Here is a 21751-nt window from a genome sequence, read left to right as displayed (position 1 = left end):
GCAAAAATGCATTCGTTTGCTGAAAAAGCGAACTGAACGCCCCAAAACAGCCCCTTGGCACCTCTTTTACGCCGCTTTTTTGCTCAACTCTTCGCTTTGTGCCCGGATATAGTTGACCCAGCTGGTTGCCTTCTGCTGCCAGTTATCCTGTTGCTGCAGCTCACGGGCCAGTTCCAGCGCCTGGGCATACTGCTCCTTATTAAGGTGTGCCTGCACCAGCAGCGCTTTGGCACGATTACCTTGCTCGCCTTTTACCGACTTGATGGCGGCGAGCTGGATCATGGCAGCATCAGTCTTGCCCTGTTGCAGCATCAGTTCGGCGGCGCGCATGGCAGCTTTGGGCTGACCGTGCTGGTTGGCGAGCAGCTGCCAGCTATCGACCGCTTGTGACCACTCCCGGGCACCTTCCCACAATTGGGCAAGCAATTGGCGGTTTTCAGCACTTTGCTTCATCTGTCCCTTGGCCATGGCCGCTTCCAGCAGACGGGCACCACGATAAGGCAGCCCTTGCCAGGCATAGAGGCGGATCAGCTGATTGCGGGCAGACGCATCATCCATCAGTTTTCTGTCGATGGCAGTTTGCAGCAATGCCAACGCCTGATCCCCACGTTTGGCGGAGAGGTTGAGCGACACCGCCTGCTGCCACCATTTGCTCTCTGTCGGCTCGTGACGGATCAGCTCGGCCGCCTGATCGGCAGCCACGCCATAACGTTGCTGAGCGGTGAGGGCGGATAGACGAATAATGGCGGCCTGTTTCTGCCAACCCTTTTTCAACAACTGTTCGCTCTGACTGGCGGCGTCACCGTACTGCTTGTTGTGGTAATAGAGGCCGGCCAGACGCAGGCGCAGCCCATCGTCTTGCTTGAGCGCCAGCGCCGCCTTGTAGCTGGCGATGGCACCAGACCAGTTGGATTGCTGGGCCTGAATATCGCCGCGCAGTCGCAGCAGCTGGAGCTGTTGTTGCTCGGGCCACTCTTTATAGGCAAGGGCCTGTTCGACATAACGGCTCGCCTGGGCGGTCTGTTGCAGATTGGCCGCCAGCGAGGCTTGCAACTGCGCCAGCCAGGCACGCTCGGCATCGCTATTTGGCTTGAGGCCGGACGCCTTGCTCTGGGCTTGTTGCCACTGACCGGACTGATAGAGCTTCATCACGGGTTCAAGCTGACGGGAGAAGTGAGGGCTGACCTCCATCGCCAGACAGGCTTGGCCGACCAGGGCCAGCAGACAGATCCAGATCCGCAACATAGTTATGACTCCAGTTTGAATTTGAGCGTGATGACTTGCACCAGCTTGTCGGTGGCGCCCGGTCTCGGCTGATAGCGCCACTTGTTGATCGCCTGAATGGCCGCCCGCTCGAACTGACGCTTGGGCTTGGCCTCGACCACTTCCACATCCTGCACGCCACCTTCCGCATTCACGCTAAAGCGCAGGGTGACGAATCCTTCGATCCCTGACTGTTGGGCACGATAGGGGTAGACCGGCTCGATCCGTTGCAACGGCATCAGCATGTCACCTGCGCCGATACCCGCACCCTGCTGCTGGCCGTGGTAGTTGCCACTCAATACCGGTGCGGTACTGGTCGCCACACCGGGGGCATAGACCTGCACCGCGCTGAGGCTGGAGACCAGATCCAGACTCGGCTCAACGGCCGCCAAGGGGGCCGCGGCAGGCATCGGCAGCGGTGCGGAGGCCAATGCCGCAGGAGGCTCTGGCAGAGGCTCGGGTTCCTGCGGTACCGGGCGCTCGCGTACCTGCACCTCGGTCACCTCGTTCTGCATATTGATGACGATGGGCTTCTGTTCGCTCGCCACCTTCTCGCCCCGGGGCGGTTCAACCAGCGTGGCCATGAACAGCAGGATGCCCAGACTGAGGGCGATCCCCAGCCCCAGGCTCATCAGCTTGTATTTCATTTCGGCGCCACCGCCACGGCGATATTGGCGATACCCGCCGCCTTGGCCTCATCCATCACCCGCACCACCTTGCCATGGGGCACTCGCTCGTCGGCCTGGATCACCAGGCTGGCATCGGGCTGCTCCGCCAGCAGACGGGCGATGGTGGCCTGCACCCGCTCCACATCGATCTGCTTGCGGTCGAGGAAGATCTGACCCTGAGCCCCGATCGCCAGCATGATGCTGGAAGATTTCTGCGCCTTGGCCTGACTGGCCTGGGGCCTGTGTACCTCGAGCCCGGCTTCGCGCACGAAGGAGGTTGTGACAATAAAGAAGATCAGCATGATGAACACGATATCCAGCATGGGGGTCATGTCGATCTGCACTTCGTCACGCTGGCGTTTGGATTGCCGTCTCATTGCATTACCTTCTCTTCTCGCAGGCCGTCCCGGGTCTTGGCCAGCGCACGCTTGGCCTGACTCTCGAGCCGACTGAGTAACAACACGCCGGAGAGCGCCACCACCATGCCTGCCATGGTGGGGATGGTGGCGCGGGAGATCCCGCCCGCCATGCTCTCCGGGTTAAAGCGGTTGGCCGCAGCCAACGCATCGAATACGCCGATCATGCCGGTCACAGTGCCCAGCAACCCCAGCATGGGGCAGAGCACCACCAGGGTGCGGATGAAGATCAGATGACGGTTCAGTTCCAGCTCCGCCTGCGCCAGCCAGCGGCTGCGGATCGCCCGGGCGTGCCAACTGTGGCGTTCGCTGCGGGCCTGCCAGCGACCGAGCAGCTGTTGCTGCAACGGGCCGAAACCCAGATTGAGGTAGAGCAGCCGCTCGATCATCAAAATCCACATCAGCACCAGCAGGGCCAGAATGACCCAGAGCACAGGGCCGCCACGGCCCATGAAGCTCTGCAGCTGTTGCCAGATGTCGAGCATCATGCTGCTCGCTCCATCCCGCAGTTATTGCTCTCGGCACGCTCGGCCAGAATGCCGGCCACCTGCTGCTCCAGTACATTGGAGAGCTCGGTGAAGCGGGACTGCAGCAGGCTGTGGGCCAGGATCAACGGAATGGCCGCCACCAGCCCCTGTACCGTGGTGACCAGTGCCATGGAGATGCCGCCCGCCATGATCTTGGGATCGCCGGTACCAAACTGGGTGATCGCCTGGAAGGTGCCGATCATACCGGTCACGGTACCGAGCAGCCCCAGCATGGGGGCGATGGCCGCGATCACCTTGACCATGCCGATGCCGCGCTCCATGCGAGGAGTCTCCTGCAGGATCGCCTCATCAAGACGCAATTCGAGGGTCTCCATGCTCAGCTCGGGGTGTTTGTCTGCCACCGTCAGCACCCGGCCAAGGGCGTTGTCGGCGTGATACTCGCCGCTCTTGAGTTGGCGGCGCACCCGACCCAGTTCGCGGGAGAGGCTCCACAGCCGTACCGCAGCGATACCCAAACCGATGGCGGCCAGCAGCACGATAATGGCGCCGACCTGACCACCTTGTTGTACCTGCTGCCAGAAGGTGGGCGCCTGTGCCAGCATCGCCAGCAGAGTGCCATGCGAAGGATCCAGCGGCAGCGCTTCCCCTTCCTGACCCTGATAAGCCGCAACGGCAGAGAGCACGCTACCGGGCAGACCCAGTACCGGGCTCAAGCCTTCGGCGGTCGGTTGCAGGAAGCCTTCACTCCCCAGCAGGGCAAAACTGCCAACCCGGGTCAGCGACTGCTCGCTGGCAGCCCCCTGGGCATCGAGCACCTTGCCGTTGAACTGAGCAATCCGGCCAGATTCACGGATCTCCTGCAGCAGCGTGGCGGGCAGCAGGGCGAGAGCTGCGCGATCCGGCACCTGTTTATCCTGTGCCATGGCTTTCAGCGGGGCAAGACGCTCCGGGTACTGGCCCTCGACGGCGGATTCGCTCAGCAGCTTGACCGCATCGCTGGCGCCCTGACGGGTGACCGCGAAGATCTCGTTCATGTCGCCGGAGGCTTGCTCCCACTGGGCGTTGAGCTCGACCAGCTGCTTCTCGTTGCTGGCGAACTTGCCGGCCAGCTCCTTGCTCAAGCGCTGAGCCTCGGCCAGTCTGGCGCGGGCAGTGCCGAGCTCCTTGGCAACGGTCGCCAGATCTTGCTGAGCCTGCTGTTCACGAGCCTGTTCCTGCTGCTGCCACTCATCGGCGACAGCGGCGTTGGTACCGCAGGAGAGGGCAATAAGGAGGGGGAACCACTTCATGGTGACTCTCATGATTGGGCCTCCTGACTGCGGCTGACAGAGAGGGGGACATTGAGCAACTGGGGAACTTTCTTGTCGGCGGCCACATCCATCGCCTCGGCGATAGGGGAGAGCCACTGGCTGTCGAGGGCTTGCCACTGCTTCGCCTCGGCAGACCAGCGCCATGCCTGACTGCGATCGGCCGTCATCGCCAGCAGGGAGACCCGACCCAGCGCCAGCACATCGACCCGACGCGGAGCACCATCCAGCTCCAGCTCGGCGGAATAGCTGTCCATCCGGCTGCCGTACTCGGCTTCAATCTGATAGGCCTGCAGCAGCTGACGGAATTTCTCTGCCTCGCTAACGTCTGCGCGAGCCAGGGTCGCTTTCAACTGTTCAACCCGCGCCAGCCGATCTTCCTTGCGCAGCGGAATGTCATTTTGCACCAGCTGTTCCAGATCTGCCTGCATCTGCAACATCAGCGGGATCAAGCCCTGACGGGTCTCTTGCACCGCTTCCAGCTGCTGGCTCAATTTACCCAGCTCATTTTGCTGATCGGCCACCAGAGATTGCATGTAGCGGTTGTAGGCTTCGAGGTCACGCAGTTGCAGCTGGGCGTTTTGCAGCTCCAGTCGTGCGGCAACGGCGGCATCGGCGGCTTTTTCCACTCGCTGCTGGGAGGCTTTCCCGGCAGCTATGCTGTTCTTGAGGGCGGGAGCAACCAGCTCATCCCCGATGGCAGCAAAGTGGACTGACAGTGGCAGCAGGGCCACACCCCATAATTTGTTCATTGAAATACATCTTACTAATGATAACTATTATCATTATCTCAAATGCAGGGCGGACTGGCAACGAGAGGATTTTCTTGGCCTTTATGCACAAAAACAGGATAATTTTTAAGCACGCACGGAATAAGTGGCGCCAATAGCCACAGCACAAATATAAATAACGATAAAAAATCTTTTCGATCAGTGTGATAGAGATCGAAAAAGGAGAAAGTAATGCTCAACGATGCGATCTGGGAACATATCGACAAGTTCACCAAGGCAACAAAAACCAGCGATATCCAGCAACTGCTGGAGCGCTTCAGTCATCAAATGGGCTTCGATTACTTTCGGCTGCTGATTATTTTCCCCATCAGCATGCAAAAATCCCACGTGGCACTGTTCAACAACTGTCCGACCACCTGGTTTGACGCCTACAGCGAAAACCAGTATCTGACCCAGGATCCGGTGGTCTATCTGGGGCTGAAACAGACCCAGCCGATCTTCTGGAACAAGCTCGACTGCGACTCTCCCTGGCTGCCCAGCGCCAGCCGCGACGTGATGAACCTGGCCGCCGATTTCGGGGTACGCAATGGAGTCTCCTTTCCGCTGCACACCCCGCAGGGGGAGCACGGCATCCTCTCATTCATCACCAAGGAGAAATCCAACTCCGACCTGATGTTTGAAAATGTCCCGCTGCTGTCGTTCTGCGCCAGCTATATCTTCAACTCCGCGCTGCAACTGATCAAAAGCAGACCGGATATGATGAAATACCTGACCGAACTGTCGGACCGGGAGAAGGAGTGCCTGTTCTGGGCCAGCGAGGGCAAGACCTCCTGGGAGATCGCCACCATCCTCGGCATCAGTGAGCGGACGGTCAACTTTCACCTGACCCAGGTGACCAACAAGACCGACTCGAAGAACCGCAGTCAGGCCATCGCCAAAGGGATCACCAGCGGCATCATAGTGCCCTCCCTCGACGAGGTCACCATCACCAACCTGCGGCTGTCGTAACCCCTCAGCAGCAACAAAAAGAGCCGCAATTGCGGCTCTTTGTCATTTGAGAGAGTGACTTACTCTACGGTCACCGATTTTGCCAGGTTGCGCGGCTGGTCAACGTCAGTGCCCTTGATCAAGGCAACGTGGTAGGAGAGCAGCTGCAGCGGCACGGTATAGACGATGGGGGCGATCACCTCTTCCACATGGTTGAGGTTCATGACCCGCATGGTCTCGTCGCTCTTGAAGCCGGTATCGGCATCGGCGAACACGTAGAGGATACCGCCACGGGCGCGCACCTCTTCCACGTTGGACTTGAGCTTCTCCAGCAGATCGTTGTTCGGCGCCACCACAATGATGGGCATCTCGGCATCGATCAGCGCCAGCGGGCCGTGCTTCAGTTCGCCAGCGGCATAGGCTTCGGCGTGGATGTAGGAGATCTCTTTGAGCTTGAGCGCCCCCTCCATGGCGATGGGGTACTGGCTGCCACGGCCGAGGAACAGGCTGTGCTGCTTGTCGGCAAACTCTTCGGCCAGGGTTTCGATATCCTTGGCCAGCGCCAGGCTCTCTTTAATACGCAGCGGCAGGGCTTGCAGCGCCTTGACCAGTTCAGCCTCGGCGGCGGCGCTCAGGTGGCCACGGCAGTGACCGACCGAGGCCACCAGCATCAGCAGGCCAGCCAGCTGGGTGGTGAATGCCTTGGTGGAGGCCACACCAATTTCTGCCCCCGCGCGGGTCATAAAGGCCAGATCCGATTCACGCACCAGCGAGGAGCCCGGCACGTTGCAGATAGCCAGCGAGCTCATGTAGCCGGATTCCTTGGCCAGACGCAGCGCCGCCAGGGTATCGGCGGTCTCGCCGCTCTGGGAGAGGGTCACCAGCAGGCTGTTGGGGCGCACTACCGACTTGCGATAGCGGAACTCGGAGGCGATCTCTACATCGCAGGAGACGCCAGCGATCTCTTCGAACCAGTAGCGAGCCACCATGCCGGAGTGATAGGAGGTGCCACAGGCGACGATCTGCACGTGCTCCACCTTGTCAAAGATGGCGCGCGCGCCGTTACCGAACGATTCGACCACCACGTGATCGCTGCCCAGACGCCCTTCCAGGGTGTTGGTGATCGCTTTGGGCTGCTCGTGGATCTCCTTGAGCATGTAGTGACGGTATTCACCCTTGTCACCGGCATCGTGGGAGAGCTCGGACTCCTGCTCTTCGCGCACCACGGCGTTGCCGTTGGTATCGAAGATATGCACATCGCGACGGGTCACTTCGGCCACATCACCCTCTTCCAGGAAGATGAAGCGACGGGTCACCGGCAGCAGCGCCATCTGGTCGGAGGCGATAAAGTTCTCGCCGATACCGCGGCCGATCACCAGCGGTGAACCGGAACGGGCCACCACCACGCGGCTGTCGTCGCGGCTGTCCATCACCACGGTACCGTAGGCACCGCGCAGCTGCTTCACCGCAGTTTGCATGGCGGCCAGCAGGCTGCCGGCGCTCTTCAGCTCATGATGGACCAGATGGGCAATCACCTCGGTATCAGTGTCGGAGCTGAACACATAACCCAGCGCCTTCAACTCTTCCCGCAGCTCTTCGTGGTTCTCGATGATGCCGTTGTGTACCACCACGATATGCTCGGAGACGTGGGGGTGGGCATTGCGCTCGGAGGGCTCGCCGTGAGTGGCCCAGCGGGTATGGGCGATGCCGGTACCACCATGAACGGACTGCTCGTCGAGCGCCTTGGCCAGCTCGGCCACCTTGCCCAGACGGCGAACCCGCTGCAACGGCTGGTTGGCGCTGAACACGGCCACACCGGCGGAGTCATAACCGCGGTACTCCAGACGGCGCAGGCCCTCTACCAGAATTTCAGCCACATCACGTTGGGCGACAGCCCCGACGATGCCACACATACACTTCTCCTTGAGATGCAAATCGTAAAGTCAGTTGGATGGTTCAGAGCTCGATGTCAGCAAGTGACCGGGGCGCAGATAAGCGTCACCCCCTGGGCTTGAATCTGTTCTCTGGCCTCGCTGGCCAGCCCCTCGTCGGTCACCAGGGTATGGATGCTCGACCAGGGAAGTTCGAGATTGGGGATCTTGCGGCCGATCTTTTCCGATTCGACCATCACAATGACCTCCCGCGACACCTCTGCCATCACCCGCGACAGGCCCACCAGCTCGTTGAAGGTGGTGGTGCCACGCTCCGGGTCGATGCCGTCGGCACCGATAAAGAGCTGGTCAAAGTCGTAGGAGCGCAGCACCTGTTCCGCCACCTGCCCCTGGAAGGATTCGGAGTGAGGGTCCCAAGTGCCACCGGTCATTAACAGGGTAGGCTCATTTTCCAGCTCGCGCAGGGCACCGGCCACATTGAGGGAGTTGGTCATCACGATGAGGCCGCGCTTGTTGCCCAGCATGGGGATCATGGCGCTGGTGGTGCTGCCGCTGTCGATGATGACGCGGTTGTGATCACGCAGCCGCTCGGCCGCCGCACGGGCAATGGCTAACTTTCGGTTCGAAACTTGTTCAGGATTGGCCTCGACCACCATCTCGCTCGGCAAGGGGACGGCGCCACCGTAACGACGCAGCAGCAGACCGCCGGTCTCCAGTACCGCCAGATCTTTACGGATGGTCACTTCGGAGGTAGAAAAGTGTTTGGCGAGGGCGTCGACACTCACTTCACCCTGCTCTTGTACCAGGGTCACTATGGTGTGGCGGCGTTGTTGAGTATTACGTTTGGTCATTTTTAAGTTTCGATTCGAAAGAACATCGAAATGTTAGCCCCTTTTTTGGAAAAATAAAACAGCAAATAGGATCCGATTTGGTTCGATGCCAGAATGGGGTGCCAATTTGCGACGAGGATGCCATGCAAAAGAGAGTCATCTGGCTGGTGGAGGATGAGGCCAGCATCGCCGACACCCTGATTTACGCCCTGCAGACCGACGGGTTCGAGGTGGAGTGGTTCATGCTGGGCCAACAGTTGCTGACACGACTGGAACAGACGCGACCCGACTTCCTGATCCTCGATGTGGGGCTACCCGACATCAGCGGCTTCGAACTCTGCAAGCAGGTGAGGGCGCTGACCGATATTCCCCTGATGTTCCTCACCGCCCGCAGCGAGGAGATAGACCGACTGATCGGGCTGGAGATAGGTGCCGACGACTATGTGGCCAAACCCTTCTCACCACGGGAAGTGTGTGCCCGGGTGCGGGTCATCCTGCGCCGCAGCCAGCCCGTCGCCCCCCAACCCAGCGCCCTGCTGGTACTGGATGAGGAGCGTGCCCGCATCCATTTTCGCGGCCAGTTGCTGGCCCTCACCCGCTACGAATATCTGCTGCTCAAGACCCTGATGCTTGCGCCGGGCCGGGTCTACTCCCGCCAACAGCTGATGGATCTGGTGTGGCAGGATGCGGAGGAGAGTCTGGATCGCACCGTCGATACCCATATCAAGACCATCCGCGCCAAGCTGCGCGAACATGATCCCGAGGCCAACCTGATCCTCACCCACCGCGGGCTGGGCTACAGCCTGGAGCTGGCATGAGACTCGGGTTGCAACTGCTGTGCGGCCTGCTGCTGATCTTCGCCCTGGCCGCCTGGTTCGTGCTGGAAATCTTCGTCGAGGAGATAAAACCCGGGGTGCGCAGCGCCACCGAGGATACTCTGGTAGACATGACCCAGCTGCTGGCACCGCTGGCGCTCGATGATCTGAAAGAGGGCAATATGATGAACGGGCGGTTGGCCAGCGCCTTCGCCCGCCTCAACCAGAATCCCATCAATGCGATGATCGATGGCCACCTCAAGCAGCAGGCGGAGTACCGCATCTATGTCACTGACCAGAAGGGTATGGTGATTTACGACTCCGACGGCACGGATCTGGGCAAGGATTATTCCCGCTGGAACGATGTCTACCGCACCCTGCGCGGCCAATATGGCGCCCGCAGCACCCGCACCGATCCCGACGATGCCGCCAGCTCGACCATGTATGTGGCGGCGCCGCTGCGGGAAGGGGCCGAGATCATCGGCTCCCTCACCGTCGCCAAACCCAATCGCACCCTGATGCCAGCCATCGAGCGGGGGGAACAGGAGCTGCTGCGGGCCGGCGGCCAGATGCTGCTCATCTCGCTGCTGATCGGCAGCCTGCTGGTGTGGTGGCTCAACCGCGCCATCGGCAAGCTGGTGCACTACGCCGACTCGGTCAGCAAGGGGGAGGCGGCACCGCTGCCGCAGTTGCACACCGTCGAGCTGGATCGGCTCGGCCGCTCGCTGGAGACCATGCGCCACCAGCTCGATGGCAAAAGCTACATCGAAGCCTATGTTCACAGCCTGACCCACGAGCTGAAGAGCCCGCTGGCCGCCATTCGCGGGGCAGGGGAGATTTTGGCCGAAACGCCCCCCCCCGAAGTTGCCAAACGGTTTATCGGCAACATCAATCTGGAAACCGCCCGCATGCAGCAACTGATCGAGCGAATGCTGCAACTGGCGCGGCTGGAGTCGGGGCAGGGGCTGGATCGCCAGTCGGTGGAACCGGCAAAACTGGGCAAGCGCACCCTCGACGCCCGCCAGATAATCGCCCAGCGCCGTCAGGTCGAGTTGGTGGCCGAGCTGGCCAGCGCGCCGAAACAGAAGTGGGATCCGCTGTTGGTGGAGCAGGCCATCGGCAACCTGCTGGACAACGCCATCGACTTCTCTCCCGCCAACGGGCAGGTCACCCTAAGCGGCAGCCAGCAGGAGGAGGGCTACTGTTTTCGGGTCACCGACAGCGGCCCCGGCATTCCCGACTACGCCCTGCCGCGCATCTTCGAGCGCTTCTACTCCCTGCCACGACCGGACAAGGGCAAGAGCAGTGGTCTGGGGCTCAGCTTCGCCCATGAGGTAGCCCACCAGCATGGCGGCCGTCTGACCCTGAGCAACCGGCCGGAAGGGGGCGCGCTGGCGGAACTCTGGCTGCCGTTCGCCTAGCCCCCCGCAACTTCACATTCCCCACACAAAGCGGCATTAGACTGCCGCTTTCTCTCATCCATTTGCTCAAGGAAATGCTATGTCCCGCCTGCTTCTCTCCAGCCTGCTGGCTGCCGGTTTGCTCGCAGCCCTGCCTGCCTCCGCCGCCAGCGGCTGCTTTCTCTATGCTGACGGCAACGGCCAGACCCTCTCCAGCGAAGGGGACTGCTCCAGCCAGCTACCGCCCGCGTCCACCTTCAAGATCCCGCTGGCGCTGATGGGTTACGACAGTGGCTATCTGGTGGATGAAGAGCATCCGGCACTGCCTTACAAGCCGAGCTATGACGGCTGGCTGCCCGCCTGGCGCGAAACCACTACCCCGCGCCGCTGGGAAACCTACTCGGTGGTCTGGTTCTCCCAGCAGATCACCGAATGGCTGGGGATGGAGCGCTTCCAGCAATACGTCGACCGTTTCGACTACGGCAACCGGGATCTCTCCGGCAATCCGGGCAAACATGACGGCCTGACCCAGGCCTGGCTCAGCTCCAGCCTCGCCATCAGTCCGGAGGAGCAGGCCCGCTTCCTCGGCAAGATGCTGAGCGGCAAGCTGCCGGTCTCGGCGCAGACCCTGCAGTACACCGCCAATATCCTCAAGGTGAGCGAGATCGACGGCTGGCAGATCCACGGCAAAACCGGCATGGGCTACCCGAAGAAGCTGGATGGCAGCCTCAACCGCGATCAGCAGATCGGCTGGTTCGTCGGCTGGGCCAGCAAACCGGGCAAGCAGCTGATCTTCGTCCATACCGTGGTGCAAAAGCCCGGCAAGCAGTTCGCCTCCCTCAAGGCGAAAGAAGAGGTGCTGTCTGCCCTGCCTGCACAACTAAAAAAGCAGTGAGCTCGCTTCCCGCCAGATAAACCCCCGATAACCACGGTCAGCCCACCAGCGACGGGCTGACCGCCATTCGTAAACGAGACAAACATGAAATCATTTCTATTGCTGCTCTGGCTTCCGGCCAGCATGGCGCTGGCTGCCTGTGATCTCTCCGACCGCCTGACACGGCAGGGAGAAGTCATCCATGATCGGCTAAACCACCTCGAATGGCAGGCGTGCAGTCTGGGCAGCCAGTGGCAGGAGGGGAAAGGGTGCGTGGGCACACCGGCCCTGCTGACGCTGCTTGAAGCCAAAGATGAAGCAGCCCGCCTTGGCGAGGGGTGGCGACTCCCCACCATCGAGGAGCTCTTCACCCTGCTCGACGAAAATTGCCGGATGCCGATGACAGACCCCAACTTCTTTCCGGACATCCATGACAACGGGGAAAATTCAGCCCCCTACTGGACCTCCAGCTCCATTGAGGAGATGCCGGAACTGGTCTATTACATCGACTTTATGCACGGACTCATCGACGGCCACACCGATCGTTTCGCACAAGCCGCTCGGTTGGTGCGCTCCCGCCCCTGAACAATCCCGCGGCGCCTGATGGCGCCGTTTTTCAACAGTTCACCGCCACTTCACACAAGCCCATCACCACTTCACGCCGGACTGACAGACTCACTCCATCCAACAAGGAGACGTGTCATGGTCAAACAGATATTCACTCACAAGATCTTTCTGCTGCTGTTGCTCAGCCTGCTGTTGATGGTGCCGGTGCAATCCATCATGGAGCTGAACCGGGAGCGTCAGGCTTACCGCAGTCAGGCCATTCACAGCATCATGGCCAGCAGCAGCGGCCCGCAACGGCTGATGGGGCCCATTATCGTACAGCCCTATACCCGTTCGGTGACGGTCGAGCAGGAGGGCAAGCGCTTCATCCGTCAGGAGCAGATCTACCGCTACCTGCTGCCGGAGCAGTTGGATATCAAGGCCAACATGGAGGTGACCCCGCGCAAGCTGGGCATCTATCAGGCGCAGGTCTACCAGACCCGACTCACCCTATCGGGCCACCTGCCTACCCGACAGAGTCTGCTGAATGACGCGACCTCACCGCTCGGTGAAACGGCCGAGCTGGTGGCGGGCAAACCCTACCTGAGCCTGGAGCTCTCCGATGCCCGCGGTATCAACAGCGTGCCCGAACTGCAACTCGGCACACAGCGGATCCCGTTTGCCCCCGGCGCCCGCCTCGGTGACGCGCTCGCGGGTATCCATGCCCCACTCGACAACCTGCCACAGCAGGATGGCACCTTCCATCTGGAGCTCAATCTACAGGGGATGAACGCCCTCGACATAGTCCCGCTGGGCAAGGAGAGCACCCTGCAGCTGGCGGGCAACTGGCCCCACCCCAACTTTATCGGTGACTTTCTGCCGGGCAGTCGCACCCTGAGCCCACAAGGGTTTGAGGCCAACTGGCAAACCAGCTGGTTCGCCAGCGACATGGAGACCCGCTTCAACCGGATGATGAACGGGGGCGATAGCCATCTCTCCACCTTCAGCGTCAGTCTGGTGCAGCCGGTGGATCACTATCAGCTCAACGAACGGGCGGCCAAATATGCCCTGCTCTTCATCGGCCTCACCTTTATCAGCTTCTTCATGTTCGAGCTGCTCAAGGGGCTGAGGGTTCACCCGATCCAGTACGCGCTGGTAGGCATGGGGCTGGCTATCTTCTATCTGGTGCTGCTGGCCCTGACCGAGCACCTCGGCTTTGGCTGGGCCTATCTGGTGGCCGCGCTGGCCAGTGTGCTGCTCAACGGCTTCTACCTCAGTCATGTGCTGGGTGGCCCGAAGCAGGGGATCGGCTTCGCGGCGCTGCTCGGGCTGGTCTATGCCATCCTCTACAGCCTGCTGCAAGCCGAAGAGATTGCTCTGCTGCTCGGCGCCCTGCTCTTGTTCGCCACCCTGGCGCTGATCATGATGCTGACCCGCAAGCTCGACTGGTATCAGGTGATGGATTACAGCACACCCGCCACCACATGGGCGGCCCCCCAGCCATCGACCAGTGACCCCAGCCATAAGTCATAAGCCAAAAAAACCGGCGCCATCAGGCGCCGGTTCTATTTTATTGATCGGGCATCACTTCTTCTTGACCGGGCGAGCCCAGTTTTTGATGTGACGCTGGGGCACCCGGGTGATCACCAGCTCGTTCTCAGCCACATCCTTGGTGATGGTAGAACCCGCCCCCAAGGTCGCCCCCTTGCCGATGCGCACTGGCGCCACCAGCTGGGTATCAGAACCGACGAACACGTCATCCTCTATGATGGTCTGGAACTTGTTCACGCCGTCGTAATTGCAGGTGATGGTACCGGCACCGATATTCACTTTGGCACCCACCTCGGCATCCCCCAGATAGGTGAGGTGGCCACACTTGGAACCAACCCCCAGACGAGCCTTCTTCATCTCGACGAAGTTGCCGACGTGGGCATCCTGCTCCAGCACGGCACCCGGGCGCAGACGGGCAAACGGGCCGACCGAGCACTGATCCGCCACCTGAGCCCCTTCAACGATGGAGTAGGGCTTCACTTCGGTGTGATCGCCAATGACACAATCCTTCAGCACGGCACCGGCACCGATACGGACGTGGTTGCCGAGAGTTACCTTGCCTTCGATGATCACGTTGACGTCGATCACCACCTCTTCACCAATCTCGAGGGTTCCGCGCAGATCGAAGCGGGCCGGGTCGATCAGGGTAGCACCGGCGATCATCAGCTTTTCGGCCTGCATCTGCTGGTAACTGCGCTCAAGGGCAGCCAGCTGTACCCGGTTGTTGGCCCCTTCCACTTCAGCGGCGCACTCCGGATGGACCGCCGCGATCGGGCAGCCATCGCTGTGCGCCATGGCGATCACGTCGGTCAGGTAGAACTCCCCCTGGGCATTCTTGTTGTCCAGACGGGAGAGCCAACTGCGCAACTGACCGCCGTTGGCCACCAGCACGCCGGTATTCACCTCACGGATCGCCAGCTGTTCGGCATTAGCATCCTTCTGCTCGACGATGCCGACTACCTGACCATTTTCACGGACGATGCGGCCATAGCCGGTGGGGTTGTCCAGTACCACGGTCAGCAGTGCCATCCCGTTTTCCGCCTTGGCAGCCAGCAGTCGCTGCAGGGTCTCGGGCTGGATCAGCGGGGTATCGCCGTAGAGCACCAGCACGTCGTCTTCATCCTTCCAGAACGGGATCGCCTGGGCGACGGCATGACCGGTCCCCAGCTGCTGCGCCTGCAGCACCCAGTTCACATCGGCCGCCACGATCCGCTCTTTCAGCAGCTCGGCACCGTGGCCATAAACCAGATGCAGCTGCTCGGCACCGACCTGACGGGCAGTATCGATCACATGGGAAACCATGGGTTTGTTGGCTACCGGGTGCAGTACCTTGGGCAGGGAAGAGCGCATGCGGGTACCTTTACCCGCCGCCAGGATCACGACGTTGAGGGACATAAATTGACCTTTGGAACATGAGGAAATACTCGGCGGAGTCTATCCAACGGGTAAAAAAAAAGCGACCCGAAGGTCGCTTTTTACATCACCGTTATTAGCGGTAATTCTTTTTGACGATATCGATGACTCGCAGTTGAGCCATCGCCTTGGCCAGCTCGGTGGCGGCCTGGGCGTAGTCGATATCACCATGGGAGCTGTGGATCCGCTCTTCGGCTGCGCGCTTGGCTTCCTGGGCTTTCGCCTCATCCAAATCGTCAGCACGAATCGCAGTGTCCGCCAGCACGGTCACGGATTCAGGTTGTACTTCCAGCATACCGCCGGAGATGTACAGCACCTCTTCAGTTCCGTTCTGCTTCACCAAGCGGACCAGGCCCGGCTTGATGGCAGTCAGCAACGGAGCATGACCGTGGCGGAGACCCAACTCACCTTCGGAGCCTGATACCTGAGCGGATTGCACGCGACCGGAAAACAGTTTTCCTTCGGCGCTCACCACGTCCAGGTGAAAGGAGATCATCTCTGCCATGGGCCCTCCTGTCGAGGCTTACAGTTTCTTGGATTTCTCGACGACTTCGTCGATACCGCCAACCATGTAGAACGCCTGCTCGGGCAGATCGTCATACTCGCCTTTCAGGATGCCCTGGAAACCACGGATGGTCTCTTTCAGCGGCACGTATTTACCCGGAGAACCGGTAAACACTTCTGCTACGAAGAACGGCTGGGACAGGAAACGCTCGATCTTACGGGCACGGGCTACGGTCAGTTTGTCTTCTTCTGACAGTTCATCCATACCCAGGATGGCGATGATGTCCTTCAGCTCTTTGTAGCGCTGCAATACGGTCTGAACGCCACGAGCGGTCTCGTAGTGCTCTTTACCAACCACCAGCGGATCCAGCTGACGAGAGGTAGAGTCCAGCGGGTCAACGGCCGGGTAGATACCCAGTGCCGCGATTTGACGGGACAGTACGACGGTCGCATCCAGGTGGGCGAAGGTGGTCGCCGGAGACGGGTCAGTCAAGTCATCCGCAGGCACGTAAACGGCCTGTACGGAGGTGATGGAACCGGTCTTGGTGGAGGTGATACGTTCTTGCAGAACACCCATCTCCTCGGCCAGGGTCGGCTGATAACCTACTGCGGAAGGCATACGGCCCAGCAGTGCGGATACTTCGGTACCGGCCAGGGTGTAACGGTAGATGTTGTCCACGAAGAACAGTACGTCACGACCTTCGTCACGGAACTTCTCGGCCATGGTCAGGCCGGTCAGCGCAACGCGCAGACGGTTTCCGGGCGGCTCGTTCATCTGACCGTAAACCAGAGATACTTTGTCCAGTACGTTGGACTCCATCATCTCGTGGTAGAAGTCGTTACCCTCACGGGTACGCTCACCTACACCGGCGAACACAGAGTAACCACTGTGCTCGATCGCGATGTTACGGATCAGCTCCATCATGTTTACGGTTTTGCCTACACCGGCACCACCGAACAGACCAACCTTACCACCCTTGGCGAACGGGCATACCAGGTCGATAACCTTGATGCCGGTTTCCAGCAGATCGTTGCTGTTGGACTGATCTTCGTAGCTGGGGGCAGCGCGGTGGATAGACCAGCACTCTTCTTCACCGATCGGACCTTTTTCGTCGATTGGCTCGCCCAGTACGTTCATGATCCGACCCAGAGTCGCAGTACCGACCGGAACCTGGATGGATTTACCGCTATTCACTACTTCCAACCCACGACGCAGACCGTCGGAGGAGCCCATGGTGATGCAACGAACGACGCCGCCACCGATCTGTTGCTGAACTTCCAGCACCAGACCCTGGCCTTGACCTTCGCTAACGACCTTCAGTGCATCGTACACCTGGGGCACGGCATTCTGCGGGAACTCGATGTCCACCACAGCGCCGATGATTTGGACGATGAAACCGTTACTCATGTCAAATCCTCTAAACCTTTGATAACCCTTGCCTTACACCGCAGCAGCACCGGATACGATCTCTGTCAGCTCCTGGGTAATACTGGCCTGACGGGCCTTGTTGTATACCAGTTGCAGATCGTTAATCAGGTTACCGGCGTTGTCAGTCGCGGCTTGCATGGCAACCATTCGGGCTGCCTGTTCACTTGCCAAGTTTTCCACTACACCCTGGTAAACCTGAGATTCGACGTAGCGAACCAGCAGGGTATCCAGCAGCTTCTTGGGATCCGGCTCATAGAGGTAATCCCAGTGGTGTTTCTTGGCGAGCTTGCTGTCTTCAGTTACGGGCAAAGGCAGCAGTTGATCGACCCGTGGTTGCTGCACCATGGTGTTGACGAACTTGTTGTACACCAGATACAGCTTGTCAATCTCACCGTTGTCGTAAGCCTTCAGCATGACCTTGACTGAACCAATCAGGTCATTGACGCTCGGACTATCGCCCAGTCCTGCGACATGAGCTTTAACCTTGGCGCCGTGCCGTTCAAAGAAGTTGGAGGCCTTGTTACCGATCAGTGCCAGGTCAACCTTGGCACCTTTCGCGCTCCATTGCTTCATATCATTGAGGGCAGCCTTGAACAGGTTGATGTTCAGACCACCACACAGGCCACGGTCGGTGGAGACGACGATGTAACCCACTCGCTTGACCTCACGTTCGATGAGGTAGGGGTGCTTGTATTCCAAGTTCCCCTGAGCGATATGGCCGATCACCTTGCGCATGGTTTCAGCGTACGGACGGCTGGCAGACATGCGTTCCTGCGCACGGCGCATTTTGCTTGCTGCCACCATTTCCATAGCGCCGGTGATCTTCTGAGTGTTTTTCACACTCCCGATCTTGTTACGTATCTCTTTTGCGCCGGCCATCTCTTACTCTCCATCAAGTGGCAGCTCACGCTGCCACACACGCTTACCAGGTCTGGGTTGCTTTGAAGCTATCCAGCAACGCAGTCAGCTTGCCAACGATCGCGTCGTTGTAGTCGGCTTTGGCATTGATTTCAGCCATCAGCTCGGCATGCTGGGTATTGGCGTAAGAGAGCAGAGCGGCTTCGAAGTCGACGATTTTGTTCAGCTCGACATCGGAGAGATAGCCTTTCTCGGCGGCGAACAACACCAGAGACTGGTGAGCCACGCTCAGCGGAGAGTACTGCTTCTGCTTCATCAGCTCGGTCACTTTCACACCGTGATCCAGCTGCTTGCGAGTCGCCTCGTCCAGATCGGAAGAGAACTGGGCGAATGCCGCCAGTTCGCGATACTGGGCCAGCGCGGTACGGATACCACCGGACAGCTTCTTGACGATCTTGGTCTGAGCAGCACCACCTACACGGGATACGGAGATACCCGGGTCAACCGCCGGACGAATACCGGAGTTGAACAGCTGTGAAGTCAGGAAGATCTGACCATCGGTGATGGAGATCACGTTGGTCGGAACGAACGCAGATACGTCACCTGCCTGGGTTTCGATGATTGGCAGTGCGGTCAAAGAACCGGTTTTGCCTTTCACTTCACCCTTGGTGAACTTCTCTACGTACTCGGCGTTAACGCGAGCAGCACGCTCCAGCAGACGGGAGTGCAGATAGAAAACGTCACCCGGGTAGGCTTCACGTCCTGGCGGACGGCGCAGCAGCAGGGAGATCTGGCGATAAGCTACGGCCTGTTTGGACAGGTCATCATAGATGATCAGCGCGTCTTCACCGCGGTCACGGAAGTACTCACCCATGGAGCAACCGGCATACGGAGCCAGGTATTGCAGAGCAGCCGCTTCGGAGGCAGAGGCAACCACCACGATGGTGTTGGCCAGGGCGCCGTGCTCTTCCAGCTTGCGCACCACGTTGGCGATGGTGGAGGCCTTCTGGCCAATCGCAACGTAGACACACTTAATGCCGGAATCTTTCTGGTTGATGATGGTGTCGATCGCGATGGCGGTCTTACCAACCTGACGGTCACCGATGATCAGCTCACGCTGGCCACGACCGATTGGGATCATGGCATCGATGGCTTTCAGACCGGTCTGGACCGGCTGGTCAACAGACTTACGCTCGATAACGCCCGGTGCGATCACTTCGATCGGCGAGAAGCCGTCGTTGTCGATCGGACCTTTACCGTCGATCGGCTGACCCAGGGTGTTCAACACCCGGCCCAACAGACCACGACCTACCGGCACTTCCAGAATACGGCCAGTACCTTTTACTTTCATTCCTTCTGACAGACCGTCATAGGAACCCATAATCACCGCACCGACGGAGTCACGCTCCAGGTTCAATGCCAGAGCGTAGCGGTTGCCCGGCAGCTCGATCATCTCACCCTGCATGGCATCAGCCAGGCCGTGAATACGAATGATACCGTCGCTCACAGAGACGATAGTACCTTCGTTACGCGCTTCGCTCTTTACATCAAACTGCGCAATGCGCTGCTTGATCAGCTCGGCGATTTCAGTGGAATTCAGTTGCATGCTCTAATACCCCAATCAAGATTGCAGCGCGTCAGCCATGCGATCCAGCTTACCGCGGACTGTGCCGTCGATTACCAGATCACCGGCCTTGATGAGCACCCCGGCCATCAAGGACGCATCGATGCTGCAATTCAGCTTCACTTTGCGCGCGAGACGTTGTTCCAGAGAAGCCTGAATATTGGCTTTCTGCTGGTCGGTCAGTTCGATCGCCGAAATCACGTCAGCCTGAACCTCTTTATCCAGTTCAGATTTGAACGCTACAAATTCAGCAACGACCGCCGGCAGCACACCCAAGCGACCATTCTCGGCCATCACCCGGATCAGGTTCTGGCCATGCACGTCGAGTTGCTCACCGCAGACACCGACAAACAGCGTTGCCAGCTCTTCGGCGGCCACAGAGCCGTTTACCAGATTGTGCATGGTCTCGTTTTCCACTACTTGCGCAGCGAAACCGAGCATACCCAGCCACTGGTCAACCGCCTTGTGCTCAACGGCAAACTCGAAAGCAGCCTTGGCGTAGGGGCGAGCGATTGTAGTCAGTTCAGACATAGCCCCGTTCCCGTTACAGTTCTGCTACCAGTTTGTCGACGATGTCGCTGTTGGCAGCCTGGTCGATTTGACGCGCCAGGATCTTCTCTGCACCAGCAATGGCAAGAGCAGCAACCTGCTTACGCAGTTCTTCTTTGGCACGATGACGTTCAGCTTCGATCTCGGCACGGCCCTGAGCCAGGATTTTTTCCCGCTCAGACTGGGCACCAGCGGCAGCTTCATCAATGATCTGGGCTTTACGTTTGTTAGCCTGCTCAATGATTTCAGCAGCCTGCAGCTTGGCTTCTTTCAGCTGATCGGTGGCGTTGGCCTTGGCCAAATCCAGATCTTTCTTGGCACGTTCGGCAGAAGAGAGACCGTCAGCAATAGCTTTCTGACGGGCTTCGATGGCAGCAATCAGCGGCGGCCATACGTACTTCATGCAAAACACTACGAAGAAGAAAAAAGCAATTGCTTGGCCGAGGAGGGTGGCATTGATATTCACAGCCGATGTCCTCTTAAGTTAGTTAATGGGTTATGCCTGGAGAGTCGTAACGACTTAGCCAGCAACCGCAAACATCACGTACAGACCCAGACCAACGGCGATCATCGGGATCGCATCCACCAGACCCATTACGATGAAGAACTGGGTACGCAGAACAGGGATCAGATCCGGTTGACGAGCAGCACCTTCCAGGAACTTGCCACCCAGGATACCGATACCGATGGAAGCGCCGATAGCAGCCAGACCCATCATCATTGCAGCAGCGATGTACAGCAGGTCCATGTTCAAGTTTTCCATGAGGATCTCCAGTTATTTAGATGTAATTGATTGTATAAAAAGGATTATTTGAGTTGCATCAACCATGGTCTTCCTGCGCCATCGACAGATATACGATGGTCAGAACCATGAAAATGAATGCCTGCAAAGTGATGATCAGGATGTGGAAAATTGCCCAAGGCACGGACAGGATCCACTGTGACCACCAGGGTAACAAACCCGCAATCAGGATAAAGATCAGTTCGCCAGCATACATGTTGCCGAACAGTCGAAGACCCAGAGAAACAGGTTTGGAAATCAGCGTAACAGTTTCCAGGATGAGGTTAACCGGGATGGCCGCCGGGTGGTTGAAAGGCTGAAGCGTCAGCTCCTTCACAAACCCGCCGATCCCCTTGACCTTGATGCTGTAATACAGGATCAAGAAGAACACGCCCAAAGCCATGGACATGGTGATGTTAACGTCAGCAGAGGGAACCACACGCAGATAGGGAATACCCATCAATTGTGCAGCGTGAGGGATAAAGTCAACGGGGATCAGATCCATCAGGTTCATCAGGAAGATCCACACAAACACCGTCAGTCCCAAAGGTGCGATGACCTTGTTGCGACCGTGAAAGATGTCTTTGACGTTACCATTCACAAACTCGACCAGCATCTCCACAAAGCACTGCAGCTTACCCGGCACCCCGCTGGTAGCGTTAACGGCTACTTTGCGGAACAGCAGGATAAACAGGGCGCCTAGCACGACGGAAAATACCATTGAGTCGATATTGACCGTCCAGAACCCGGACCCGACTTGAAGGTGGGTCAGGTGGTGGGAGATATATCCCTGAGGAGTCAGGACTTCTCCGGTTGCAGACATGA

23 protein-coding genes are annotated in these 21751 nt (G+C 59.1%); 6 read left to right on the top strand and 17 right to left on the bottom strand.

Features of this window, described 5'->3' with window-relative positions; all coding sequences use genetic code 11:
* Positions 1 to 66: 66 nt before the first annotated feature.
* The 6 genes from AACT07_RS18430 to AACT07_RS18405 are packed head-to-tail and all read right to left on the bottom strand — an operon-like array spanning position 67 to position 4894.
* Positions 67 to 1245, bottom strand: coding sequence for a hypothetical protein (locus tag AACT07_RS18430; protein ID WP_069529376.1), 1179 nt, complete (start codon positions 1243 to 1245; stop codon positions 67 to 69).
* Positions 1246 to 1247: 2 nt separating this feature from the next.
* Positions 1248 to 1910: an energy transducer TonB gene (locus AACT07_RS18425; RefSeq protein WP_042082291.1), complete on the bottom strand. Its 663-nt coding sequence runs from the start codon at positions 1908 to 1910 to the stop codon at positions 1248 to 1250.
* Positions 1907 to 2308 carry an ExbD/TolR family protein gene (locus AACT07_RS18420; protein ID WP_005339369.1) on the bottom strand — a complete coding sequence of 134 codons (402 nt, stop codon included), beginning with the start codon at positions 2306 to 2308 and terminating at the stop codon, positions 1907 to 1909. Before AACT07_RS18420 ends, AACT07_RS18425 begins: the two co-directional genes overlap by 4 nt.
* Positions 2305 to 2835 carry a MotA/TolQ/ExbB proton channel family protein gene (locus AACT07_RS18415; RefSeq protein WP_005339367.1) on the bottom strand — a complete coding sequence of 177 codons (531 nt, stop codon included), beginning with the start codon at positions 2833 to 2835 and terminating at the stop codon, positions 2305 to 2307. The genes AACT07_RS18420 and AACT07_RS18415 overlap by 4 nt, the downstream gene beginning before the upstream one ends.
* On the bottom strand, positions 2832 to 4136 hold the full coding sequence (locus AACT07_RS18410) for a MotA/TolQ/ExbB proton channel family protein (protein ID WP_069529375.1): 1305 nt from the start codon (positions 4134 to 4136) through the stop codon (positions 2832 to 2834). Before AACT07_RS18410 ends, AACT07_RS18415 begins: the two co-directional genes overlap by 4 nt.
* The gene (locus AACT07_RS18405) at positions 4133 to 4894 is read right to left on the bottom strand and encodes a DUF3450 domain-containing protein (RefSeq protein ID WP_005357258.1); all 762 of its coding nucleotides are present in this window, start codon (positions 4892 to 4894) and stop codon (positions 4133 to 4135) included. Before AACT07_RS18405 ends, AACT07_RS18410 begins: the two co-directional genes overlap by 4 nt.
* A 210-nt stretch (positions 4895 to 5104) precedes the next feature.
* On the opposite strand from AACT07_RS18405, the gene AACT07_RS18400 reads away from it, so the two are divergent.
* Positions 5105 to 5881 carry a helix-turn-helix transcriptional regulator gene (locus tag AACT07_RS18400; protein WP_005357256.1) on the top strand — a complete coding sequence of 259 codons (777 nt, stop codon included), beginning with the start codon at positions 5105 to 5107 and terminating at the stop codon, positions 5879 to 5881.
* A 59-nt stretch (positions 5882 to 5940) separates the two neighbouring features.
* Here AACT07_RS18400 and glmS read toward each other — a convergent pair whose 3' ends face one another.
* Positions 5941 to 7773 (bottom strand): glutamine--fructose-6-phosphate transaminase (isomerizing), encoded by a 1833-nt coding sequence (glmS, locus tag AACT07_RS18395; protein WP_005355853.1) that lies wholly within the window; start codon positions 7771 to 7773, stop codon positions 5941 to 5943.
* 56 nt (positions 7774 to 7829) lie between these two features.
* Positions 7830 to 8603, bottom strand: coding sequence for a DeoR/GlpR family DNA-binding transcription regulator (locus tag AACT07_RS18390; protein ID WP_005339356.1), 774 nt, complete (start codon positions 8601 to 8603; stop codon positions 7830 to 7832).
* A gap of 122 nt (positions 8604 to 8725) precedes the next feature.
* Between AACT07_RS18390 and blrA the strand changes: the two genes are divergently transcribed.
* From blrA to creD, 5 genes are all read left to right on the top strand, one after another.
* Positions 8726 to 9400 carry a beta-lactam response regulator transcription factor BlrA gene (gene blrA, locus AACT07_RS18385; protein ID WP_069529373.1) on the top strand — a complete coding sequence of 225 codons (675 nt, stop codon included), beginning with the start codon at positions 8726 to 8728 and terminating at the stop codon, positions 9398 to 9400.
* Positions 9397 to 10818, top strand: a complete 1422-nt coding sequence (blrB, locus tag AACT07_RS18380; protein ID WP_069529372.1) for a beta-lactam sensor histidine kinase BlrB — start codon at positions 9397 to 9399, stop codon at positions 10816 to 10818. The genes blrA and blrB overlap by 4 nt, the downstream gene beginning before the upstream one ends.
* Positions 10819 to 10897: 79 nt before the next feature.
* On the top strand, positions 10898 to 11692 hold the full coding sequence (blaOXA, locus tag AACT07_RS18375; RefSeq protein ID WP_069529370.1) for an OXA-12 family class D beta-lactamase: 795 nt from the start codon (positions 10898 to 10900) through the stop codon (positions 11690 to 11692).
* Between the two features lie 84 nt (positions 11693 to 11776).
* The gene (locus AACT07_RS18370) at positions 11777 to 12256 is read left to right on the top strand and encodes an Lcl C-terminal domain-containing protein (protein WP_069529369.1); all 480 of its coding nucleotides are present in this window, start codon (positions 11777 to 11779) and stop codon (positions 12254 to 12256) included.
* 117 nt (positions 12257 to 12373) lie between these two features.
* Positions 12374 to 13750 (top strand): cell envelope integrity protein CreD, encoded by a 1377-nt coding sequence (gene creD, locus AACT07_RS18365; protein WP_069529367.1) that lies wholly within the window; start codon positions 12374 to 12376, stop codon positions 13748 to 13750.
* Positions 13751 to 13801: 51 nt separating this feature from the next.
* On the opposite strand, the gene glmU is transcribed toward creD, so the two are convergent.
* From glmU to atpB, 9 genes are all read right to left on the bottom strand, one after another.
* A complete protein-coding gene (gene glmU / locus AACT07_RS18360) occupies positions 13802 to 15163 on the bottom strand; it encodes a bifunctional UDP-N-acetylglucosamine diphosphorylase/glucosamine-1-phosphate N-acetyltransferase GlmU (protein WP_069529365.1) in 1362 nt (453 codons plus the stop codon).
* Positions 15164 to 15257: 94 nt separating this feature from the next.
* The gene (locus tag AACT07_RS18355; protein ID WP_005339345.1) at positions 15258 to 15686 is read right to left on the bottom strand and encodes a F0F1 ATP synthase subunit epsilon; all 429 of its coding nucleotides are present in this window, start codon (positions 15684 to 15686) and stop codon (positions 15258 to 15260) included.
* Positions 15687 to 15704: 18 nt separating this feature from the next.
* Positions 15705 to 17093 carry a F0F1 ATP synthase subunit beta gene (atpD, locus tag AACT07_RS18350; protein WP_005339344.1) on the bottom strand — a complete coding sequence of 463 codons (1389 nt, stop codon included), beginning with the start codon at positions 17091 to 17093 and terminating at the stop codon, positions 15705 to 15707.
* A gap of 33 nt (positions 17094 to 17126) precedes the next feature.
* Positions 17127 to 17993 carry a F0F1 ATP synthase subunit gamma gene (atpG, locus tag AACT07_RS18345; RefSeq protein ID WP_005339343.1) on the bottom strand — a complete coding sequence of 289 codons (867 nt, stop codon included), beginning with the start codon at positions 17991 to 17993 and terminating at the stop codon, positions 17127 to 17129.
* Between the two features lie 43 nt (positions 17994 to 18036).
* Entirely contained in the window at positions 18037 to 19578 is a 1542-nt protein-coding gene (atpA, locus tag AACT07_RS18340; protein ID WP_005339342.1) for a F0F1 ATP synthase subunit alpha, read from the bottom strand.
* A gap of 15 nt (positions 19579 to 19593) precedes the next feature.
* Positions 19594 to 20127 carry a F0F1 ATP synthase subunit delta gene (atpH, locus tag AACT07_RS18335; RefSeq protein ID WP_069529364.1) on the bottom strand — a complete coding sequence of 178 codons (534 nt, stop codon included), beginning with the start codon at positions 20125 to 20127 and terminating at the stop codon, positions 19594 to 19596.
* Between the two features lie 13 nt (positions 20128 to 20140).
* On the bottom strand, positions 20141 to 20611 hold the full coding sequence (gene atpF, locus AACT07_RS18330) for a F0F1 ATP synthase subunit B (RefSeq protein ID WP_005339336.1): 471 nt from the start codon (positions 20609 to 20611) through the stop codon (positions 20141 to 20143).
* Positions 20612 to 20665: 54 nt separating this feature from the next.
* Positions 20666 to 20908 (bottom strand): F0F1 ATP synthase subunit C, encoded by a 243-nt coding sequence (gene atpE, locus AACT07_RS18325; protein WP_005307205.1) that lies wholly within the window; start codon positions 20906 to 20908, stop codon positions 20666 to 20668.
* A gap of 58 nt (positions 20909 to 20966) precedes the next feature.
* Complete coding sequence (atpB, locus tag AACT07_RS18320) at positions 20967 to 21749, bottom strand: F0F1 ATP synthase subunit A (protein ID WP_005342348.1); 783 nt, start codon at positions 21747 to 21749, stop codon at positions 20967 to 20969.
* Positions 21750 to 21751: the final 2 nt, after the last annotated feature.

This window comes from Aeromonas sp. ANP5 (genome assembly GCF_963870295.1).
In the GTDB taxonomy this organism is placed as follows: domain Bacteria; phylum Pseudomonadota; class Gammaproteobacteria; order Enterobacterales; family Aeromonadaceae; genus Aeromonas; species Aeromonas veronii.
The sequence above is the reverse complement of the archived record's forward strand: the minus strand, read 5'-3'. Positions and strand labels throughout refer to the sequence as shown.